General features: G+C 36.7%; 21 protein-coding genes and 2 pseudogenes. 10 read left to right on the top strand and 13 right to left on the bottom strand.

Annotation, left to right across the window (positions count from 1 at the left end; all coding sequences use genetic code 11):
• Window positions 1-8: 8 nt before the first annotated feature.
• From AA637_RS13740 to AA637_RS13710, 7 genes are all read right to left on the bottom strand, one after another.
• Window positions 9-638 carry a ribonuclease H-like domain-containing protein gene (locus AA637_RS13740; RefSeq protein WP_446683224.1) on the bottom strand — a complete coding sequence of 210 codons (630 nt, stop codon included), beginning with the start codon at window positions 636-638 and terminating at the stop codon, window positions 9-11.
• A gap of 85 nt (window positions 639-723) precedes the next feature.
• Complete coding sequence (locus AA637_RS13735; protein WP_446683223.1) at window positions 724-1029, bottom strand: DUF6679 family protein; 306 nt, start codon at window positions 1027-1029, stop codon at window positions 724-726.
• 350 nt (window positions 1030-1379) lie between these two features.
• Window positions 1380-2264 (bottom strand): alpha/beta fold hydrolase, encoded by an 885-nt coding sequence (locus AA637_RS13730; protein ID WP_446683222.1) that lies wholly within the window; start codon window positions 2262-2264, stop codon window positions 1380-1382.
• 63 nt (window positions 2265-2327) lie between these two features.
• On the bottom strand, window positions 2328-2510 hold the full coding sequence (locus AA637_RS13725; RefSeq protein WP_446683221.1) for a hypothetical protein: 183 nt from the start codon (window positions 2508-2510) through the stop codon (window positions 2328-2330).
• Window positions 2511-2700: 190 nt separating this feature from the next.
• Window positions 2701-2910 carry a photosystem II assembly protein Psb35 gene (psb35, locus tag AA637_RS13720; RefSeq protein ID WP_446683220.1) on the bottom strand — a complete coding sequence of 70 codons (210 nt, stop codon included), beginning with the start codon at window positions 2908-2910 and terminating at the stop codon, window positions 2701-2703.
• A gap of 37 nt (window positions 2911-2947) precedes the next feature.
• Window positions 2948-4183 carry an exonuclease subunit SbcD gene (gene sbcD, locus AA637_RS13715; protein WP_446683219.1) on the bottom strand — a complete coding sequence of 412 codons (1236 nt, stop codon included), beginning with the start codon at window positions 4181-4183 and terminating at the stop codon, window positions 2948-2950.
• Between the two features lie 224 nt (window positions 4184-4407).
• Window positions 4408-5991, bottom strand: coding sequence for a PilT/PilU family type 4a pilus ATPase (locus AA637_RS13710; protein WP_446683218.1), 1584 nt, complete (start codon window positions 5989-5991; stop codon window positions 4408-4410).
• A 184-nt stretch (window positions 5992-6175) separates the two neighbouring features.
• On the opposite strand from AA637_RS13710, the gene psbP reads away from it, so the two are divergent.
• From psbP to rsgA, 6 genes are all read left to right on the top strand, one after another.
• Window positions 6176-6733, top strand: a complete 558-nt coding sequence (gene psbP / locus AA637_RS13705; RefSeq protein ID WP_446683217.1) for a photosystem II reaction center PsbP — start codon at window positions 6176-6178, stop codon at window positions 6731-6733.
• A 94-nt stretch (window positions 6734-6827) separates the two neighbouring features.
• Entirely contained in the window at window positions 6828-7412 is a 585-nt protein-coding gene (locus AA637_RS13700; protein WP_446683216.1) for a Maf family protein, read from the top strand.
• 62 nt (window positions 7413-7474) lie between these two features.
• The gene (locus tag AA637_RS13695) at window positions 7475-7804 is read left to right on the top strand and encodes a hypothetical protein (protein ID WP_446683215.1); all 330 of its coding nucleotides are present in this window, start codon (window positions 7475-7477) and stop codon (window positions 7802-7804) included.
• A 21-nt stretch (window positions 7805-7825) separates the two neighbouring features.
• A complete protein-coding gene (locus AA637_RS13690) occupies window positions 7826-8824 on the top strand; it encodes a hypothetical protein (RefSeq protein ID WP_446683214.1) in 999 nt (332 codons plus the stop codon).
• Between the two features lie 139 nt (window positions 8825-8963).
• On the top strand, window positions 8964-9185 hold the full coding sequence (locus AA637_RS13685) for a sulfurtransferase TusA family protein (RefSeq protein ID WP_069792111.1): 222 nt from the start codon (window positions 8964-8966) through the stop codon (window positions 9183-9185).
• A gap of 8 nt (window positions 9186-9193) precedes the next feature.
• Complete coding sequence (gene rsgA, locus AA637_RS13680) at window positions 9194-10249, top strand: small ribosomal subunit biogenesis GTPase RsgA (protein ID WP_446683213.1); 1056 nt, start codon at window positions 9194-9196, stop codon at window positions 10247-10249.
• Window positions 10250-10259: 10 nt separating this feature from the next.
• On the opposite strand, the gene AA637_RS13675 is transcribed toward rsgA, so the two are convergent.
• Window positions 10260-10454, bottom strand: a complete 195-nt coding sequence (locus AA637_RS13675; RefSeq protein WP_446683212.1) for a hypothetical protein — start codon at window positions 10452-10454, stop codon at window positions 10260-10262.
• A gap of 75 nt (window positions 10455-10529) precedes the next feature.
• On the opposite strand from AA637_RS13675, the gene AA637_RS13670 reads away from it, so the two are divergent.
• Window positions 10530-11231: an HAD family hydrolase gene (locus AA637_RS13670; protein ID WP_446683211.1), complete on the top strand. Its 702-nt coding sequence runs from the start codon at window positions 10530-10532 to the stop codon at window positions 11229-11231.
• Between the two features lie 164 nt (window positions 11232-11395).
• Window positions 11396-12685, top strand: a complete 1290-nt coding sequence (locus AA637_RS13665) for a glucose-1-phosphate adenylyltransferase (RefSeq protein WP_446683210.1) — start codon at window positions 11396-11398, stop codon at window positions 12683-12685.
• 127 nt (window positions 12686-12812) lie between these two features.
• Here AA637_RS13665 and AA637_RS13660 read toward each other — a convergent pair whose 3' ends face one another.
• On the bottom strand, window positions 12813-13736 hold the full coding sequence (locus AA637_RS13660; protein WP_446683209.1) for a class I SAM-dependent methyltransferase: 924 nt from the start codon (window positions 13734-13736) through the stop codon (window positions 12813-12815).
• Window positions 13737-14059: 323 nt separating this feature from the next.
• On the opposite strand from AA637_RS13660, the gene AA637_RS13655 reads away from it, so the two are divergent.
• Window positions 14060-14356: a 2Fe-2S iron-sulfur cluster-binding protein gene (locus AA637_RS13655; RefSeq protein WP_446683208.1), complete on the top strand. Its 297-nt coding sequence runs from the start codon at window positions 14060-14062 to the stop codon at window positions 14354-14356.
• A gap of 83 nt (window positions 14357-14439) precedes the next feature.
• On the opposite strand, the pseudogene AA637_RS13650 reads toward AA637_RS13655, so the two are convergent.
• Window positions 14440-15244, bottom strand: a pseudogene (locus AA637_RS13650) (IS982 family transposase); the annotation flags it as partial.
• A gap of 209 nt (window positions 15245-15453) precedes the next feature.
• Between AA637_RS13650 and AA637_RS13645 the strand changes: the two are divergent.
• Window positions 15454-16544, top strand: a pseudogene (locus AA637_RS13645) (transposase).
• A 79-nt stretch (window positions 16545-16623) separates the two neighbouring features.
• Here AA637_RS13645 and AA637_RS13640 read toward each other — a convergent pair.
• The 3 genes from AA637_RS13640 to AA637_RS13630 form a co-directional block, all read right to left on the bottom strand.
• Window positions 16624-17202: a tyrosine-protein phosphatase gene (locus AA637_RS13640; RefSeq protein ID WP_446683207.1), complete on the bottom strand. Its 579-nt coding sequence runs from the start codon at window positions 17200-17202 to the stop codon at window positions 16624-16626.
• 232 nt (window positions 17203-17434) lie between these two features.
• Window positions 17435-18103 carry an SDR family oxidoreductase gene (locus AA637_RS13635; protein ID WP_446683206.1) on the bottom strand — a complete coding sequence of 223 codons (669 nt, stop codon included), beginning with the start codon at window positions 18101-18103 and terminating at the stop codon, window positions 17435-17437.
• Window positions 18104-18108: 5 nt separating this feature from the next.
• A complete protein-coding gene (locus tag AA637_RS13630) occupies window positions 18109-18345 on the bottom strand; it encodes a (2Fe-2S) ferredoxin domain-containing protein (RefSeq protein ID WP_446683205.1) in 237 nt (78 codons plus the stop codon).
• Between the last annotated feature and the right edge of the window lie 26 nt (window positions 18346-18371).

Genomic DNA, 18371 nt, shown 5'->3' with positions numbered 1-18371 from the left:
GGATTTTTTTAATGTTCAAAAATATCTTTGTAATAATTTAGGTCTAATTCCACAAATAAAGAAATAGTATTAATACATTTTTCTGCTAAATCCCAACGCTCTTCTCTTTGTAGCATGGTGATCAATTTTTCCCTCATAGGTATCAAATAACGCACATCATTGGCAGCATAGCTCAACTGCTCAGGGGAAAGGCTTTCAACGTTGCCCCAGTCCGAACTTTGGGCTTTTTTGTCTAACTCTACCCCTTCCAATTCTTGGACAATGGTTTTTAAACCGTGGCTACCTGAATAAGTACGAGCCATTTTACTAGCTACTTTGGTACAAAATATCGGCTCAGTTTTTGCCCCAAAGGTGTATAAAAATTGAGCTACGTCAAAACGGGCAAAATGAAAAATTTTGGTAATGTGTTGAGCTTCTAAAAGTTTAACTAAATTGGGGGCTTCCGTTTGATTTCTTTTGATGCGAATGGCGGTTACAAAACCTTTGCGATCGCACAGTTGAACCAAACAAAGGCGATCGCGCTGAGGAACTAAACCCATGGTTTCGGTATCAATGGCCAATACATCACTTTGATTATATTGCTCAAAAACATCAAGGGGTAAATCCCCTTCACAAACTAAAAAATTATCTAATGACATTGATTAAAAATTACTATGATGATAAAGGGAGTCGAAAAACTCAACTCCCTCAATTTTCAATGGTTAATCATTAATTGTCAATTATTTAATCTTGATCTTGACGACGGGGATAAATTTGCTCAGCTTCAGGACAATCTTCAGAAACATTTATTTCCGTATTGCCACGGGGTACACAGGCGAGTTTACGGCTGACAGCGCCAATACTTTCTAAACGAACAAACTCTTCCCAAGAGCTATTTTCATAATCTTCGTCCATTTCATAGCGAATGGTTACGACATCTCCTTCAATTCCGATGATTTGTGCATCTTCAATCCACCGTTGTTGATCCCGCAAGAACACAGAGACATCACAACCTTCTTTGTACATTTGATAAATCTTGCGGTCTAGCATAGACTTTCCCTTAATATTCCTAAAGATCAAATTTGTTTTTACGATAAAAGTAAATGAGAATTTCCGGGGGGAAATGTTGGGGAAACAAAATAATAGTCCGACATAATATTGTAACTAATTTCCGTACCCGTGGGACAACAGTCCATCGGTTTAAGCCCCGAATATCAATAAATTGACTTTCTTTTTAATACTTGTTTTATTCAGAAAAAAATAACTTTTCAATACAGCTTGGGACTTAAAATCATTGATGAGGCTTATTTGTTTAAGCCCTAGCAGTGGAGAGAATATTACTTGTATCATTCTAAATTTATTTAGTCTGGCTTAAGATCTAATTATTATTAAGACTCCCATTATGGTAGCACTTTATTTTGATTCTGTTCGCATTTTTGAACAATTGTTAAAATTTGTTCATGGACTGAATCGGTTTGCTCTAGCATGGCAAAATGTCCGCAATTATCGATCTCAAAAATGTTGTCATGATGATTTTTGAACAGTTCATGAAAACTGGCCAAGTGTTTTACATACTTGGTTTCCATGATTTTGTCTTGCTTCCCTGCGATAAAGTGTAAGGGTTGAGCTAGACGAGCCACAATTTGGGGTAGTAGGTGGACTTGCTCTTCGGTGGTGGATTCGAGCAAAGAGGCGATCGCAGCTTGTTCTTTTGCCCGTAAAAAGTCTTTTAATCTTTGTTTGCCCCAATACCTAGACAAAGGCTGTTTTACCATCATTCTCGCAAAAACCACATCGAGCAGAGGAATATAACCCAACCATGGAGCACGAAATTTAACCATTTTTTCCCCTGCCCCCCGAAATTGCTCAAATTCTTCTTTGAGGTATATGCCTCCCCCCGCATTGACACAGATAACTCCTTCTATGACATCACTACACATATCAGCGCCCCAAATGGCTACACTACCCCCCAGAGAATGACCAATTAACCAAGCCTTTTTGATGTTGAGGGCTGTTAATAATTCTTTTAAGTCATAGGCGTAGCTTTTGAGGCTAAAAGCAGAGTCATCACAATCACCAAGATTGGATTGAGAATCTCCAAAACCTTTTAAATCGTAAGCCAGACAGGGATATGTGTCCCGTAATTTTTCAATGAGGGGTTGCCAATATTTATAACTGAGAAGCCATCCATGGATAAAAACTAGGGTAGGAGGGGATGAATCTTGATCTAGTGGGGTGGTTAATTCGTAAAAATGTTCGACACCACCAATTTCGATTTTACTCATTGACAGGTTTTTTAATGTTCCCCTCCTATTTTCCCACAAAAAGTGTTTAGTTATGTCATATTGCTAATTTTTAGCAGTTTCGGGAAAGGTGATATGTAATTCTTCGATGAGTTCGTCTAATTCATCGAGGGCTTGGGTTACATCTACTTTTAAATTGCCAATATCAGGTTTTTCTGATAGTTTTACTAACATTTCACGCTTAGATGCGATCGCCATTACCTTGTCTTTTATTGTTGTCGAATCCATAGTATTTTGCTTATATATTCCTCTGCCAATATATCATTAACCTAAGTAGGGTTTGATAAAAAAGTGTTTTGATTTAGATGGGGAATAGGGAATGGGGAACGGGGAATGATTAACAATTGATAAATATTTTAACCTGAGAGCTAAATTGTAATTATCAATTTTCCTATCTCCTTATCAGCCAAAATATGAGCTAATCTTGATCTTCTTGGGGGGATTGAGCATTGGTTTTAAGATCGGGAATGAAGTCTGGTTTTTCCGTATCCTCCCAACCTACGGGGCGTTTGGAATTGTACCAAGCAATCAAACCGATAGAAACGGCCGCCACTAAACCCACTGCATAAACCGCCACAAAATAAACAGGAAAATCTCCAGCTACAGCAAAAAAGGATAAATTTTTCATAGTTAAAACTCTAAATATTAATAATTTATTGACAATTTTAAACAATTTCTGCCAATAAACTTTCCGCCGCTAATAACATATCATCCGCAATATCTTGAATATCTTCCCGATTATCGAGGTAGGTAGATAAAGCAGAATAGGGATCTAAATTTTTGCCTACCCCCAACTCTGGCAGACGACGACGGCTTTCCATACTGACAAGGTGAGTGCGAATGGTGTGGGTATGGGCAGAAGCTAAAGCCTCCGCAATAACTTTATTTTTAATGGTTTCTAGTTGTTCTGATCGCACCTTATAGATCAACCTTACCACAGCGTCTTCAATGGGGTTAGAGGCGATCGCCCCTAAAATAGCCTCCAAAGGATCCTTACTATCACTCACATCCACCTCAATGGTACAAAAAGGACGAGCAGGAAGCCCACAAAACTGCCAATTAACCGTTTTTTGATCATCAATATCAATCAAAACATAACCCTTTTCTTCCTTCTCCTCCGAAAAATCCACCCGCTCAATGCTACCAGGATAAACCACAGGGGGATTATTGCGAAGATTCAAATTTTGATGACGATGGACATGGCCCAAAGCCACAAAATCAAACTCAGGACGAATCAACATGGATAAAGGAATCTGAAACCCTTTGCCCACAGCCAAATAACGCTCCGCCCCAATCTGCGCCCTTTCCGCCATAAGGTGAGCCAACAAAATAGTAGGCATAGAACTATCTAAAGCCCTAATTTCTCCCTCCAAAGCCACCTCCACCTTTTGAATTAACAACTGGTTAATTTTCTCCATGGATAAACCGTTGGTTTCCTCCTTTGTTAAAAATATCGAGCGAGTCAACCAAGGCAAAGTAATAATTTGTATGGCCCCTGACTTAGTATCAATCACATGGGTTTCTAATTTTTCCCCCACCGTGATGTTAGGCACCCCCAAACTATGATAAATGGATAAACTAGCATTTCCCACCCTCTGATTATCCTGACTATGTTGATCATGATTTCCTACCAACAAAATCGTCGGAATACCTGCCTCCCCCAAACGGCGAAACTGAGAAGCAAAAGCCGACTGTAAATAGGGAACAGGGGTACTATCAGGAAAGGCATCTCCCCCAAACAACACCAAATCCACCGACTCCTCCAAAGCCCTATCCATACAGATGGATAAATTATTGACAAAATCATGAAAACGAGTATTCAATCCTGTTTCAGAGCTAATTTTACCGTGGTTAAAACTGCTCCCTAAGTGAATATCACTCAAATGTAATATTTTCATCAAAAAAATTAAACCTAAATATTATCAAACCTTTAATACCATTGCCTAACAAGGGGTTTTAATCCCTTGTCTTTGGACTACTATAGTTATTTAAGTGAGTTTTGAGACAGTTTCACCAGCTAAAATCCCTATTCTATAAATCTTTTATAATCTGGTAGTGTTTCATTTTCATTTAGAGTAACTATAAATAACAACCTTTTGCGAAATAAATTTCCCTAACACCATGGCTAAATTCTTCCCCGTAACATCATCGCCATTTCGTTGCGTACAGGGGATTTTTCTAGGGCAGTTTCCTCGGTGATACGACCTTCTTGATAAAGATTAAACAAAGATTTATTCATGGTCATCATACCGTCAAATTCTCCCTCATCCATCAAGGTAGTAATTTCATCATATTTATTACTTAAAATATAATCCTTGACAGTTTCCGTGTTAATGAGAATGTCATGGTAAGCCGCCCTTCTGCCATCGGTGGTACGACATAACCCTTGGGCGATAATACTTACCAATGACTCGGCGAGCGCACTGCGGATAGCGGTTTGTTCCTCGGCGGTATATAAAGTGAAAATACGTTCTAGGGTTTTAACAGCACTGTTGGTGTGCAAAGTACCCATGACCAAGTGACCCGTTTGAGCGGCTTTTAAAGCAGTATTAACGGTTTCTTTGTCCCTCATTTCCCCCACTAGAATAATGTCAGGATCTTCACGCAAAGAGGCTTTGAGGGCATTATCAAATTTGAGAGTATGAACCCCCACCTCCCTTTGTTTAATCAAAGATTTACGACTTTTGTGGACAAATTCCACAGGATCTTCAATGGTAATGATATGTTTATTTTGCTCGGCATTGATATAGTCAATCATAGCCGCTAGGGTAGTGGATTTACCCGAACCTGTGGGCCCTGTGATCAAAACTAAACCCTTATGAGCCTCACAAACATCTTTAAAAATAGGGGGCAATTTTAACTGTTCCATGGTCAAAATTTTGAGAGGAATCAGACGTAACACCAAAGCATGACCTCGCAAAGTATCAAAAACATTGATCCTCACCCTCGCAAAATCGTATTGAGTAGCTCCGTCAAACTCTAATTCTTTTTTAAATTTTTGGATGTCTGATGGTTGTAAAATCTCCTGTAACCAACTCATGAAAGTGTTACTATCTATTTCGGGATATTGCTCAAGGGTGAGAATTTCGCCACGATCGCGCATTCGCACCAATTCACCCACCCCTAAATGGACATCAGAATAACCCTCATCATAGGCAATCTTAATCAATTCTTCTAAAGATGGTTGTTCTGGAGAACGTTGAGCAGGAGGGGTGAGGGGAACATATTCTTTTTGAGGGGTAGCAGGGGGGTGTAAGGGCGATCGGGCAATGGGAGAACCTCTCTTTACCCCCGTGGGTTCTGGAGGCATTCTACGGGTATTTGCCGCCCCTCCACTGGCAGGAGAAGAAGTTCTACCAAGTAAACCCCCCGCACTGAGAGGAGAGGGGGTACGGGCTGAGGTACTACCTAATCTATTACTACCCAAAGGAGGAACTTTTGTACTAGGGTTAATTTGGGTGACTCCATCAGAATCGTCATCATCATCCAAATCATCATCCAAGGAAAGAGGCTTTTTATTGCCAATATCAATCATATCTTTTTGCCCATTACTGGGAGCAGAGCGGGATGGGAGAGGAGGCATTTTCCCTAAACTGACTCTAGTTTGATCATCTTCATCTTCAATACTTTTTTTGCTCCCATTAGCACCGGGAGGTACTAGGGGAGGTAAGGGTAATGGTTTTTTAGGTCTATCGGCTGAATTGGTCATCTTTTTCCCCTTATCTATGGTTATCTCAATTGTAATCAGCTCATCAAGATTAGAGCAATTAGATTTAATAAAACTCTATTTTTTTTCCATTAGCTAACAAATTTTTGATTGTTTTATTATTTATCACTGCATAATCATGGGTTTTCATGGGAAAATAAAACAAAATATTTTTAACATAAAAATTATGATAAAACGGTTAATTTCATTTCTATTGATTGTCCTAACTTTTTCCCTTGCATCCTGTTCTCCCACTTTAGGAGGATTACAACGCTACACAGATGCCATTGACGGCTATCAATTTCTATATCCCAATGGTTGGATGCCTGTGGAAGTTCAAAATGCGTCCGAAGGAGTTGATGTGGTTTATCGAGACTTCATCGAGCGCACCGAAAACCTCAGCGTAATTATCAGCAAAGTAGGAGAAAGCAAAGAATTATCAGATTTAGGTACTCCCACCGATGTTGGTTATCGCTTTATGAAGATGGTTAACCAAAGCCCTGATTCGGGAAGAAATGCCGAGCTAATTTCTGCGGAAAAAAGAGAGGTAGATGGCAAAGATTATTACATCCTAGAGTATCAAGTAAAATTAGGAGAAGATCAATATCGTCATAACCTTGCTAGTGTGGTGACAAACAATGGTAAATTGTTTACTTTTAATATTTCTACCACAGAATCTCGTTGGGATAGTGTCTCGGAGTTGTTCAGAATAGTAGCTAATTCTTTTTCCCTCGCTTCTTATTAATTTAGGTGTTAGGTAAGTAGATAGTAGAGGACGTAGTGTGCTACGTCCATACAGGTATCAAGTAATATATATTTTATATTTTTGAAAATAATTAATGACTAAATTTATTCTTGCTTCGGCTTCCCCCGCCCGTTTCAAATTACTTAAGATGATTGGCATTAATCCCCAAGTGGAGGTAAGTAATTATGATGAATCGCTGATAGATTTACTCAACCCCCATAATCTTGTCAATACCTTGGCAGAAAATAAGGCTTCTACGGTGGCTCAAAACCATAATAATGGGTTAATTTTGGGTTGTGATTCTGTGTTGGCGGTGAATGGAGAAATTTATGGTAAACCTGAAAATGAGCAAGAAGCCATTAATCGTTGGCGTAGTATGCGGGGTAATGTGGGGAAGTTGTACACTGGTCATGCTTTACTAGATCTTAATCATGGTAAAAATGTGGTTAGATGCGGCATGACGGAGGTTTATTTTGCTAATGTGGATGATGATACCATTCGGGCTTATGTGGCAACAGGAGAGCCGTTAAAGTGCGCTGGTAGTTTTGCCCTTGAGGGGAGGGGTGGATTTTTGATTGATAAAATTGTTGGTTGTCATAGTAATGTGATTGGTTTGAGTTTACCTTTGTTACGGCAAATGTTGGCAGAATTAAATTATCGGGTGACAGATTTTTGGTAAAATTTTGTCAGTTTATGGGTTAAGCTATTTGAAGAAATTTTAAAAGAGAGTCTCTTTTTGATATGAGTAAAATACAAGAAATTAAAGCAAAAATTAGAGACGGTAACATTGATCAAGCAATGGCGATCGCCATGTCAGAAGCATTAAAAATTGAAATTGTTACCAGTTCATCCCCTCAACAACAACCGACTCAGGATATACATTTTCGTAGTACCGTTAATCTCCTCGAAAACGAAATTGAGAATGAATTAGGAGACTCTTTTGAAAATCAAAATAATAGCGACAAAATCCAAAAAATCCATTTTCAAGAGGTAGAAAATGCCCACCAAAGAATATTACAAAATATTCAAAGTTTACAAAATATGTTTACCCTAATTCAAGAAAATTCATAATATTTAATAATAGTTGCAACTATGGATAGCTCTCAACAAATTAGTGAAGCTCTAAATCAAAAAGACTACAAACAAGCTCTCTTAATAGCCCTTAGTAATAGTTTAAAAATTACCTTAAAAACATCTCTAAAAACTAAAAATAATACCTATGCGATCGCCAAAGAGATTGACTTAGTTAAAGGCTCAGCAACAAATATAGATTCAGAACTTTTGGACTATAGCCATGAAAATATAGTTAATTTTCACCAACAAAAAACTGCCGAAATTTATCAAACTTGGGAACAAAATAGAGAAACTCTGCTCAAGGCTTTTGATATTATGGCAGGGGGAAATCTTAACCTTGAACCATTACAATTCAGCACCAATAGTTCCCTTGAGGAAGAAGATTTAAGCCAAGAGTATATTAGTGATATTCCCGAAAATTTTGAGGATTTTTCTACGGATAATGAGAAAGATAACCAATTTATTTCGGAAGCAGAATTTGAAGATTTTGCAGCGGATAACCAGTCTATTTCGGAAGAAGAATTTGATGGCTTTGATGCACCAGATGACATAGAAGAAGATGAGTTTACCCAGATTATATCCCCTGATGAAGTTGCCGAGTCTAGTTACGATGATTTTGATGGCAGTTTTGGGGCGGATACCAGCGAGGAAAGTTGGGTTGATGATGTTGTCATTCAAGACTATGAAGAAAATGAAACAGTAGGCGAAGAAGTCCTTAATCATAATTATGTGACCACGGATGATGAGGAATCAGAGGCACTTTTTGAGCAAACGGACTTTGATGTTTTGGGGGAAACTGATTCTGCGGAAGGTGGTGATGAGGAGGAAGCTGATTGGGGAGATTTATTGGAAGATAGTCAAACCAATTCCAGTGCGGAGGAAGCTACTCGGGCCCCTGACGAGGATAGTGTTGATGATTGGAATGAATGGATAGAAAGTCAGGATGATGGCGAAATATCTTGTAACCCCCAAGAGATTGACTGGAGTGAGGATGATTGGAGTGATACTCCTGTGTAAGTTATTTTTGATGATTAATGGTTATAGAATAATCATCATCCATGGTAAACTTTTTCAAAAAGTAAAATAAATTCTCATTTTTTTTTAATTAGTTTTGGTTTTAAAAAAGCTAATTTTTAAACATATTAAATATAAATAAATGACTAATAATAAATTAGATTTAAGAGGAACACCTTGTCCCCTAAATTTTATCCGTAGTAAGTTACAATTAGAAAAAATGCCCTCTGGAGAATTGTTAGAAATTTGGTTAGATGGTGGTGAACCCATTGAACAAGTGCCGAATAGTCTGAAGATGGAGGGTTATCACATTGAATCCATTACTCCATCGGATGATTATTTTACTTTACTGGTCAAATCTTAGTTAATATTATGACTAAATCTGACACTAAAATAGGTACTGTGATGGCTGTACAGGCGAACTTTTATCAGGTACGTCTGGATGAGGGAGAAACCCTCCTTTGTACTCGTCCTACTCGCCTCAAAAAAATGGGTCAGAGGGTACTAGTGGGCGATCGCATTTATGTAAAATCAACAGAATTTGAACGAGGGGCGATCGCCTCTGTAACCCCTCGCAAAACAGAGCTAGAACGTCCTCCCATCGCCAATGCAGACCAAATATTATTAGTATTTGCCCTCGAAGAGCCAACCTTAGATCCCCTCCAACTAAGCCGTTTTTTAGTCAAAGCAGAATCCACTAATTTAAAACTATTATTAGGACTAAATAAAGCTGATTTAATTAGTCAAAAACAAAGAGAACAATGGCAAGAAAAATTAAAATTATGGGGATATGATCCCTACTTTTTTAGCGTAGAAAAACAACAAGGAATCGAAACCATAAAAACAGCATTAAAAGATAAAATAACCATCTTCTCAGGACCTAGTGGAGTAGGAAAATCCAGCCTTACCTCCTTACTCATTCCCCAACTCACTATTCGCATTGGCGAAGTATCAGGCAAACTACAAAAAGGAAAACATACCACCCGCCATGTAGAATTATTTGAAATGCCCCAAGGAGGATACATTGCCGACAGCCCTGGATTTAACCAACCTGACTTCGACTGCACCTCCCAAAATCTGATTAACTACTTCCCCGAAGCCCGACAAAAACTAAGCCAAGGACAATGTAAATTTAACGACTGTTTGCATCAAGAAGAGCCAGAATGCGTGGTAACAGGAGAATGGGAAAGATATGAATATTATCTGCGCTTTTTAGAAGAAATCCTTGCCCAAGAAGAAAAAATCGCTCATACCCGTGATGCAGAATCTAGCGTAAAAAAAATGGTCAAAGACTCTGGGGAAGTTTGCAACGAACCAAAATTAAACACAAAAAAATATCGTCGGGTATCCCGTCGTCTTAGCCATCAAAAACTAGAGGAATTATATAATCATCAAACCCTCGAAGAAGAAGACTATTTCAATGATTAATATTTCTTTTTTATTGCTCATCTTCATCATGCAAATCTAAAATGTCTATGGTACCCCTCAAGAGGCGATTTTCATAGCGACGATTGCGTCTTTTTGCCTTCGCCTTGTTTGCCCGTTTGGCTTCGCGCTTATCCATGACAATATCATCGAGATGTTGAGCTTCTTCCCAATGTGGTAATCCATCCTGTGGTGTTCTTTTGCCCATTTTCTTGTTTTTGAATTCTTTACTAGAAATTGTGCTAATATCCTTATTTTAATCTTAACAATCCGCATTTAAAAAATGTACAAAGCAATTTTAGTTGGCTCCATTGGTACTTTTGTAGAGACTTCAGAATTACAACGAGAAGCCTATAATCAGGCTATGTCTCAATTAGGGATTGACTGGCACTGGGATTTGTCAACTTATCGTGCATTGTTGGAGATTAATGGCGGAAAAAAAAGATTGGAAATGCTTTCTGATGCCACTAATAGAAAGTTGACTCCCGAAAAAATTGAGCAAATCCATAAATTAAAAACAACCATTGCTTGTAAATTAATTCAAGAGAAAAAACCTTCCATAAGACCTTTTACCAAAAATATCATCGATTATGCCCAAGCTCATGATTTATCATTAGGTCTAGTTACCAGTACTTCTAAAACTAATGTGGATACTCTTTTGCAAATTACTGGTTTAGAATCAAGTTTTAAAACTATTATTACCCAAGAAAATCTCACCGAAAGCAAACCTTCGCCCCAAGGTTATCAACAGGCTTTAGGTAATCTTAATATAAAAGCCCATGAGGCGATCGCACTGGAAGACTCTTTCCAATCAATCTTAGCAGCTACGAGAGCAGGAATCAAAGTAATTGGTTATGGAGGAGCTAATACTCAAACTCAGGTCTTTGATTTTTGTGATTATTACATCTCACCCACTTTAGATGATTCTCAGTTAACCGATCATGAATTAGTAGCAAATATCTTACAAAAAATAGAAAACAATTAGGGTGCGCTCCCATAAATCAGAAAGGTAGGGGGAATGGATAATTAATGATGAATGTTTATCTTCCCATCCCCTCACCCATAGCCCATTAAAGAAGAAAAGATTGTTAATTTTGCCAATAAAGCCTAAACTTTCTTATAAAAGTGATTATTTAGAGGTCAAAAAGCGTGAATAAAGTACTTGGTATTATCTTAGGAGGCGGTGCAGGTACTAGACTGTATCCCCTGACTAAATTAAGAGCCAAACCAGCAGTACCTTTAGCGGGAAAATATCGCCTAATTGATATTCCTATCAGTAACTGTATTAACTCAGAAATTTTAAAAATTTATGTATTAACTCAATTTAACTCTGCTTCTTTGAATCGTCACATTAGTAGAGCTTACAATTTTTCTGGGTTTAGTGATGGTTTTGTGGAGGTATTGGCAGCCCAGCAAACCAAGGAGAATCCCGACTGGTTCCAAGGTACAGCAGACGCGGTGCGTCAATATATCTGGCTTTTTGATGAGTGGGATATTGATGAATATATCATCCTTTCTGGAGATCATCTATATCGCATGGATTACAGCAAATTTGTGGAGCATCACCGCAAAACTAATGCTGATATTACCATTTCTGTAGTGCCTATCGATGAAAAAAGAGCCGAGGCTTTCGGTTTAATGAAAATTGATGATTCTGGTAGAATCACTGACTTTAGCGAAAAGCCCAAGGGTGATGCCCTCAAGCAAATGGCGGTAGATACCAGTATTTTGGGGTTAAACCCTGAACAAGCCCAAGAACAACCTTATATTGCTTCTATGGGTATCTATGTGTTTAAGAAGGAGGTACTACGCAAGTTATTAACAGAAAATCCTGATCAAACTGATTTTGGTAAGGAAATTATCCCCTATGCGGCGAAGGATCACAATATCCAAGCCTATTTATTTAAGGGTTATTGGGAAGATATTGGAACTATTGAGGCTTTCTACGATGCTAATTTATCTTTGACGAATCAGCCTCAGCCTTCTTTTAGTTTCTATGATGAGAAAGCGCCTATCTATACTCGCTCTCGTTATTTACCTCCTACCAAGTTGCTTGATTCTCAGGTAACTCAATCCATTATCGGTGAGGGTTGTATTATCAAAGAGTGTCGCATTAATCACTGTGTTTTAGGGGTGAGAACTCGCATTGAAACTAATTGTGTGGTGGAGGATACTTTGATTATGGGGGCTGATTTATACGAACCCTACACCGTTAGACAGAATAAGTTGAAGGATGGTGGGGTGCCTATTGGTATCGGTGCTAATTCTATTGTACGCCGTGCGATCGTTGATAAAAATGCTCGTATTGGTCAAAATGTACAAATCATCAATAAAGATCGAGTTGAGGAAGCAAACAGAGAAGATGAAGGATTTTTAATCCGTAACGGAATTGTGGTTGTTATTAAAAATGCTTCCATCGCTGATAATACTATTATTTAATTATTAAAAATAAGGTATTTTTTTGGTTGTTTTTGTTTAATTTTAATAACATCATTTCTCTTGTTTAAAAGGAAAATATAATCCAAATTTTAATCAAACTAGGCAGGTCTTTTGACCTGCTTTTTTGTTATTTTTTCTTGGCTACGATCGCACGGTGTCTTTTACTAATAGTAACAATTTTAGGATTTTCAAATCCATTATTAACTAATTCTTTTTCTATATCTAAACTAAAATATTGATCTAAGTAAGGCTCAGTACTTTTGAGTAAAGTTAGCACATAACGGGGCATTTTTTGATAGGCTTCTGACTGGGGATTCATGTCCATAATACCAAGATAGCCACCTTTTTTGATTAGACGATGGGCTTCTTTTAAAATGTTTCTAGCTGCTAATTGGGGTAATTCATGGAACATTAAAAAAGAAGAAACTAAGTCAAAAGATTCTGACGGTAAATCAGTTTTTTCTGCCTGATTATGATGCCATTGAATATCATAATTTTTTTGTTGGGCTTGATGTTTTGCTACGGCCAAAAAATAAGGGGATAAATCTAACCCTGTAATCTGGGCATTGGGGTAATTTTCCTGCAGGGCAAAGGTACTTAAACCCACCCCACAACCCATATCTAAAATATCCTTGGGATTCTCAGTAATCTCCTTCTTTAATACCCTATGATAATTATTTCTTAAAGTGCGATCGCCCTCAATCCTTGGTTCCTTAGAAAAAATGGTAGAATGAACACTATAAGCAGCTGACTCCAACTCCCATGCCGCTTTCCATTCCAGATTACCCTTATCATAAGCATGAAAGCACTTTAAATAATACTCAGGATAATTGATACCCTTATTTTCCACCGCCCCAATATCCTCACTCCAGTTCCGATTCTGGAAAGTATTAATATTGTCATACCAATCAACCCCAATACTTTCAGCCCGACTAATAATCATCTTTCTTGCCCGACTCTTAGCAAAATTAGCCAAAGGTTTAATGTCCAACAAAGTATTAATAAAACGGGTAGTAAGATTATTTTCTGGTTTAATAGTGTTAGTTTCCATCTTGTATAGTGATTCTACATGAGTAGTAAAAATTATATTAATATTTTGAATCAATTCAAATTGACCTTAAATATCATTTACAATTACCCATCTTAAACCCTTAGATTTACCAAACTTAAAACTCTTGAGGAAATTAGCCCAGACTTAACTTCTTTTTAAAATCAAACATTTACCCCTAAATTTGTGACAGTTTTTGAGCCAATCCCCTATGAGAATAAACCTTTATTTGGTATAATTCTGGTTTTATGGTCAAAGTTATTTATAATTTCTTAATATTGATATAAGAAACTTAACAAACAAAAAAATAAGGAGAAAATAGAAAAATGCCTACGATTAGGTTTCTCAAAGAAAACAAAGACGTTGTCGCCGCTGATGGTGCAAACTTAAGGGAAAAAGCAATGCAAAATGGAGTCGATATTTATCGCTTCAGAGGAAAATTAATTAACTGCGGTGGTTATGGGCAATGTGGTACTTGTGTTGTTGAAATTGTCGAGGGTATGGAAAATCTATCTCCAAAAACTGAATTTGAGAATAGAAAACTAAAGAAAAAACCTGATAACTATCGCCTAGCCTGTCAAACTATCGTTAATGGTGAAGTAAGCGTTAACACCAAACCATAGTAACAATGGATAGTTAACATTTGCCATTATGAGGACGTAGTATTTTATATGTTACGTCCTTATTTTTTTAACCTGAGTTCGGGTTAAGCAGATTGAGGTAAAAGCCAGTCTAAATGAAGCGTAGGTTTCTTGGGTTTATGACAGTATGCAATTAATCCACAAAGAAGGTTGGCACAAAAATTGACAGGTGAGCGATGACGAGAATGTTCTATTTGTGAAATATTTTTGAGTTGATCATAAACATTTTCCACAATAGACCTCTTACGAGAAAGTAACTTGTCATGGAGTTTCATGAGTTTGTTTTTCATATTACGCTTAGGTTTAGCAAAAAATTCAATGCCATATTCTTCAAGTAACTCTGTGGCTAGTTTAGCCGAGACATAACCTCGATCTCCAAATACTTTACCCCAAAGTGTTTCTAGGAGTTCAGTAACGGGTTTTCGGTTATCTACATTACCCGGGGTTAAACTCATATTGAGAATTTCCCCCAATTCATTGACAACTAAATGAAGTTTAAAACCATAAAACCAATCCACGGAGGTTTTTCCTCGCGCGGCTAAATCTTGAAAAACTTTATGCCTTGAAATGCGTCGATTATGACAAACTTGAATTTTGGTTGAATCAATAAAACTAATACCTGTACAACGACCAAAACAATGTTTGAGATATACACAAAGAGGCATTAGGGTTGATGGTATCCATTCAATAAATCGGTTATAACTGGGAAGTTTGGGAAAAGCTGATCTCCAATATTGCTGAACATGATTGAGATAAAAATGTTTGAAATTACGATAACTGTTTTGATGAAAAGCAATCAAAATGGTCATCCGATTCGCTTAAACAAAGACTTTTTGCTCTTATCCCTCTTTTGTCAGTCTCCGATAATCTTTGAAATTGCTAAACTCTAAAAGTCTTTCTCTATATGCGATCGCCCGATTATTTGTTACTTTAAAATAAAAGATGACTCAAAATTAAGAAAAGTAAATTGTAGTATATGTAATCTTTTGATTATAAGGAGTTATGAAATTAATTAATAGTAAGAAAAAATGGAAAGTGGCAAAATAAAAAGATAGTAAAAATGAAACGCAATTATGGCAATGGATATAGCTGAACAAATCAGGCAACACTTACCTCGAAATCCCACAGAAACAGTTCCTCTGATTGATAACTATTGTTCGTTTTATCGTTCTTTATTTTCCGATGTGCGTAATTATGAATATTTTAAATATTTACACTTAGGATTAATTTCAACACTCAAAAGAAAATCTTTGCCAGAAATAAGTAAAATTGTTAATGTTTCCTCTCAAGGTTTACATCATTTTTTGACAAAATCTAATTGGAATTCATCAGACTTGGAAAAAGTACGTTTAAAATATATTTTAAGTATACTGATTGATACACCGGTTACAGTAATCATTGATGAAACAGGAGATCGTAAAAAGCGGTGCGACCCCGCGTCGGCGAAAGACGCAAGGGAACGAGCACCAAGATAAGGAAATAACACAGATTATACTTCTCGACAATATTTGGGAAGCTTAGGGAAAATAGATCAAGGTATAGTATCAGTAAATGTTTATGGTCTTTATAGAAATATTACTTTCCCTTTAGTGATGGTAAAAAAGAAGATAGATACATTAGAGAAATTATTTATGGTCTCAGAAGAGAAATAACTTATTGGCAAATTACTACTAACACAGAAACTATGCCAGAAAACAGCACTAGTTTTGTAATGACTAACATCCAAAAAACGAGAACTCAACAGAAAAAAACCATGGGAAATTTATATGGTCAACGTACATGGGTAGAGTATGGATTTCGGCAGTGTAAACAAGAATTAGGCTGGACAGATTATCGTTTAACCAAGGGAGAAGATATAGAAAAATGGTGGGAAATTATTAATAGTGTTTACTGGATGATTAGCTTAAAAACTAAACCTATTACAGACTTAATTAATCAAAAAAAAATAGTAGAGACTCAAGATAAGAAAATCTTCATCACAGAAGATTGGCGTGATTTTAGTAGTTGGAAAAATACATTGATTAACTATCGAATTATGGTTAAACCAATGCTCATCTTTTGCACAATGTTACCTTGGTTAAGAATAATGGAGAGCGATTTATTATGGATAGGGTTTAATCATTTACTGAACCACAGCAATAATTGTATGATTCATTTTCTCAGTGGATAAATTCATTTTTTCCGATTAGTTATTTCGGAAAGTGACAAAAGAAGGCTATCTAAGGTTTACAAATTGTCTCGCCCTAGCTTTACCCCAACAGTGAGGTTCTAATCGGGGGAGGAGATTCAAGAAACATCTGTTCAAAATCACTTGGGTCAACGTCTAATTCACTCCATTCGTAGTCATGAAGTTGATACACAAGTTCTTCCATTTCTTTCTCTTTAAGTTTCCCCTCGCTCAACTTATATTCTTCTAAAATGACACTTTCGGGAACTTTTAAAATTGATAAAATAGAGGCTATTATGACACCTGTTCGATCTTTTCCAAACGCACAATGAATCAAGAGCGGCAATTTAAAGGACTTTTGATTTATTGTCTTCAAGATTTTACCAGTCCAAAGCCTAGTTTTTTTGTTTTGCCATTCGTAGACATCAACCTCATCTGCTTTTGGAAAATCGTATTGATTTACTCCTTCAATCTTTTTGTCTTTTTGCTTCCTCAAATTTATAATTGATTTTGGGCAACCAACTTTTTTGAGGTCCTCAACGAAGTCTATTTTTCCACTTCTTAACAACAACCCTTCTTTGATCAAGTTGTTTTCCACTATAAAATTTACATATTCTCCAACGTCTCTAAAGTTCTCATCGTCCATTGCACTGACGTCCATTTGTCTCATAAAAAGAAGAAACACTAAAAAAAACATTACAAAAAAAATCAGAAGGAAAAAAAGGATTTGTGGTAGTCAAAGCAAGATGGATCATTGAAAGATCTAATGCTTGGATGGAAAGATGTAAAAATTTGGTCAAAAACTTTGAAAGAACCTTATTCAACTCCACCCAAAAAGTTAACTTATGTTTTATTCGATTACTTTTAAAAAGACTCACTGCTTCCTGAGATACCTAATTAACCGTTAAAGAATCCCCATTATTCCTCAGAGATAAATTTAATAAAAATGGGACTGCTTTTTTCACCCAATCATCAATAGAATCATATAATTTTGCTTGTTCACCAAAACAAATATTTAACATTTCGGTATTAATAACCCCAGGATTCAGGGCAACGGTGGCAAGATTGCTGGGCAACTCTTGGGCAAGGGCTTTGGTTAATCCTTCAATGGCCCATTTAGAGGCACAATAGGGAGCAACTTCGGGGGAGGTGGAACGTCCCCAACCTGAGCTAAGATTAACGATGATACCCTCTTTTTTGTCCATCATCAGGGGTACCATTCCCCGAATTATGTTGGCTGTGCCTTTGATATTAATGTCAATTAGTTGATCAAAATCTTCGGTAGGTATTTCCCATAGGGGCGCTGGTTGATTAATAATGGCAGCGTTATTAATAACTAAGTCGGGGGTTTGAGGTAAGGATTTAAGCCATTTTTTTACTTCTTGATAATTAGCTACATTCAGGGAAGAAAAATAATGTTCTGGATATTTATGTTGTAATTCTTTGATGGTGTTATAGGAACGAGCGCACCCTATAATGGTATGACCTAAAGGGATAAATTTTTCTGTTAATGCTTTTCCTAATCCTTTGCTTACTCCTGTGATTAAAATTGTTTTAGCCATGATAATTATTTAGAGTTGAGTATATTTAAAAGTTCTTTTTCATCTTTTATGTTAGGATAAATTTTTTCTTCTGGTAATATTAAAACTGTAATACCATTACCACAGTGACCGAAACAATATTTAGTAGTCACTTTTATGGCATTTTGCTCTTTTTTTTGAATAGCTTCTAAAAGGTAATTACTTCCATATTTTTTACAAGATCTACCGTTACAGATAACTATTAAATTGGGTTTTTTATCCATAAAAATATTTAGACTTTTCTATGAAA

Source organism: Cyanobacterium sp. HL-69, assembly GCA_002813895.1.
GTDB lineage: Bacteria > Cyanobacteriota > Cyanobacteriia > Cyanobacteriales > Cyanobacteriaceae > Cyanobacterium.
This window is presented reverse-complemented; position numbering and strand designations above follow the sequence as displayed.

Excerpts from the sequence above, each read along its gene's own strand:
- AA637_RS13635 (WP_446683206.1), bottom strand. The coding sequence starts at position 18,103 with ATGGCTAAAACAATTTTAATCACAGGAGTAAGCAAAGGATTAGGAAAA.
- AA637_RS13670 (WP_446683211.1), top strand. The coding sequence starts at position 10,530 with ATGTACAAAGCAATTTTAGTTGGCTCCATTGGTACTTTTGTAGAGACT.
- AA637_RS13710 (WP_446683218.1), bottom strand. The coding sequence starts at position 5,991 with ATGACCAATTCAGCCGATAGACCTAAAAAACCATTACCCTTACCTCCC.
- AA637_RS13675 (WP_446683212.1), bottom strand. The coding sequence starts at position 10,454 with ATGGGCAAAAGAACACCACAGGATGGATTACCACATTGGGAAGAAGCT.
- AA637_RS13660 (WP_446683209.1), bottom strand. The coding sequence starts at position 13,736 with ATGGAAACTAACACTATTAAACCAGAAAATAATCTTACTACCCGTTTT.
- AA637_RS13630 (WP_446683205.1), bottom strand. The coding sequence starts at position 18,345 with ATGGATAAAAAACCCAATTTAATAGTTATCTGTAACGGTAGATCTTGT.
- psbP (WP_446683217.1), top strand. The coding sequence starts at position 6,176 with ATGATAAAACGGTTAATTTCATTTCTATTGATTGTCCTAACTTTTTCC.
- AA637_RS13725 (WP_446683221.1), bottom strand. The coding sequence starts at position 2,510 with ATGGATTCGACAACAATAAAAGACAAGGTAATGGCGATCGCATCTAAG.
- AA637_RS13735 (WP_446683223.1), bottom strand. The coding sequence starts at position 1,029 with ATGCTAGACCGCAAGATTTATCAAATGTACAAAGAAGGTTGTGATGTC.
- AA637_RS13690 (WP_446683214.1), top strand. The coding sequence starts at position 7,826 with ATGGATAGCTCTCAACAAATTAGTGAAGCTCTAAATCAAAAAGACTAC.
- AA637_RS13740 (WP_446683224.1), bottom strand. The coding sequence starts at position 638 with ATGTCATTAGATAATTTTTTAGTTTGTGAAGGGGATTTACCCCTTGAT.
- rsgA (WP_446683213.1), top strand. The coding sequence starts at position 9,194 with ATGACTAAATCTGACACTAAAATAGGTACTGTGATGGCTGTACAGGCG.
- psb35 (WP_446683220.1), bottom strand. The coding sequence starts at position 2,910 with ATGAAAAATTTATCCTTTTTTGCTGTAGCTGGAGATTTTCCTGTTTAT.
- AA637_RS13640 (WP_446683207.1), bottom strand. The coding sequence starts at position 17,202 with ATGGACGTCAGTGCAATGGACGATGAGAACTTTAGAGACGTTGGAGAA.
- AA637_RS13700 (WP_446683216.1), top strand. The coding sequence starts at position 6,828 with ATGACTAAATTTATTCTTGCTTCGGCTTCCCCCGCCCGTTTCAAATTA.
- AA637_RS13655 (WP_446683208.1), top strand. The coding sequence starts at position 14,060 with ATGCCTACGATTAGGTTTCTCAAAGAAAACAAAGACGTTGTCGCCGCT.
- AA637_RS13695 (WP_446683215.1), top strand. The coding sequence starts at position 7,475 with ATGAGTAAAATACAAGAAATTAAAGCAAAAATTAGAGACGGTAACATT.
- AA637_RS13685 (WP_069792111.1), top strand. The coding sequence starts at position 8,964 with ATGACTAATAATAAATTAGATTTAAGAGGAACACCTTGTCCCCTAAAT.
- AA637_RS13730 (WP_446683222.1), bottom strand. The coding sequence starts at position 2,264 with ATGAGTAAAATCGAAATTGGTGGTGTCGAACATTTTTACGAATTAACC.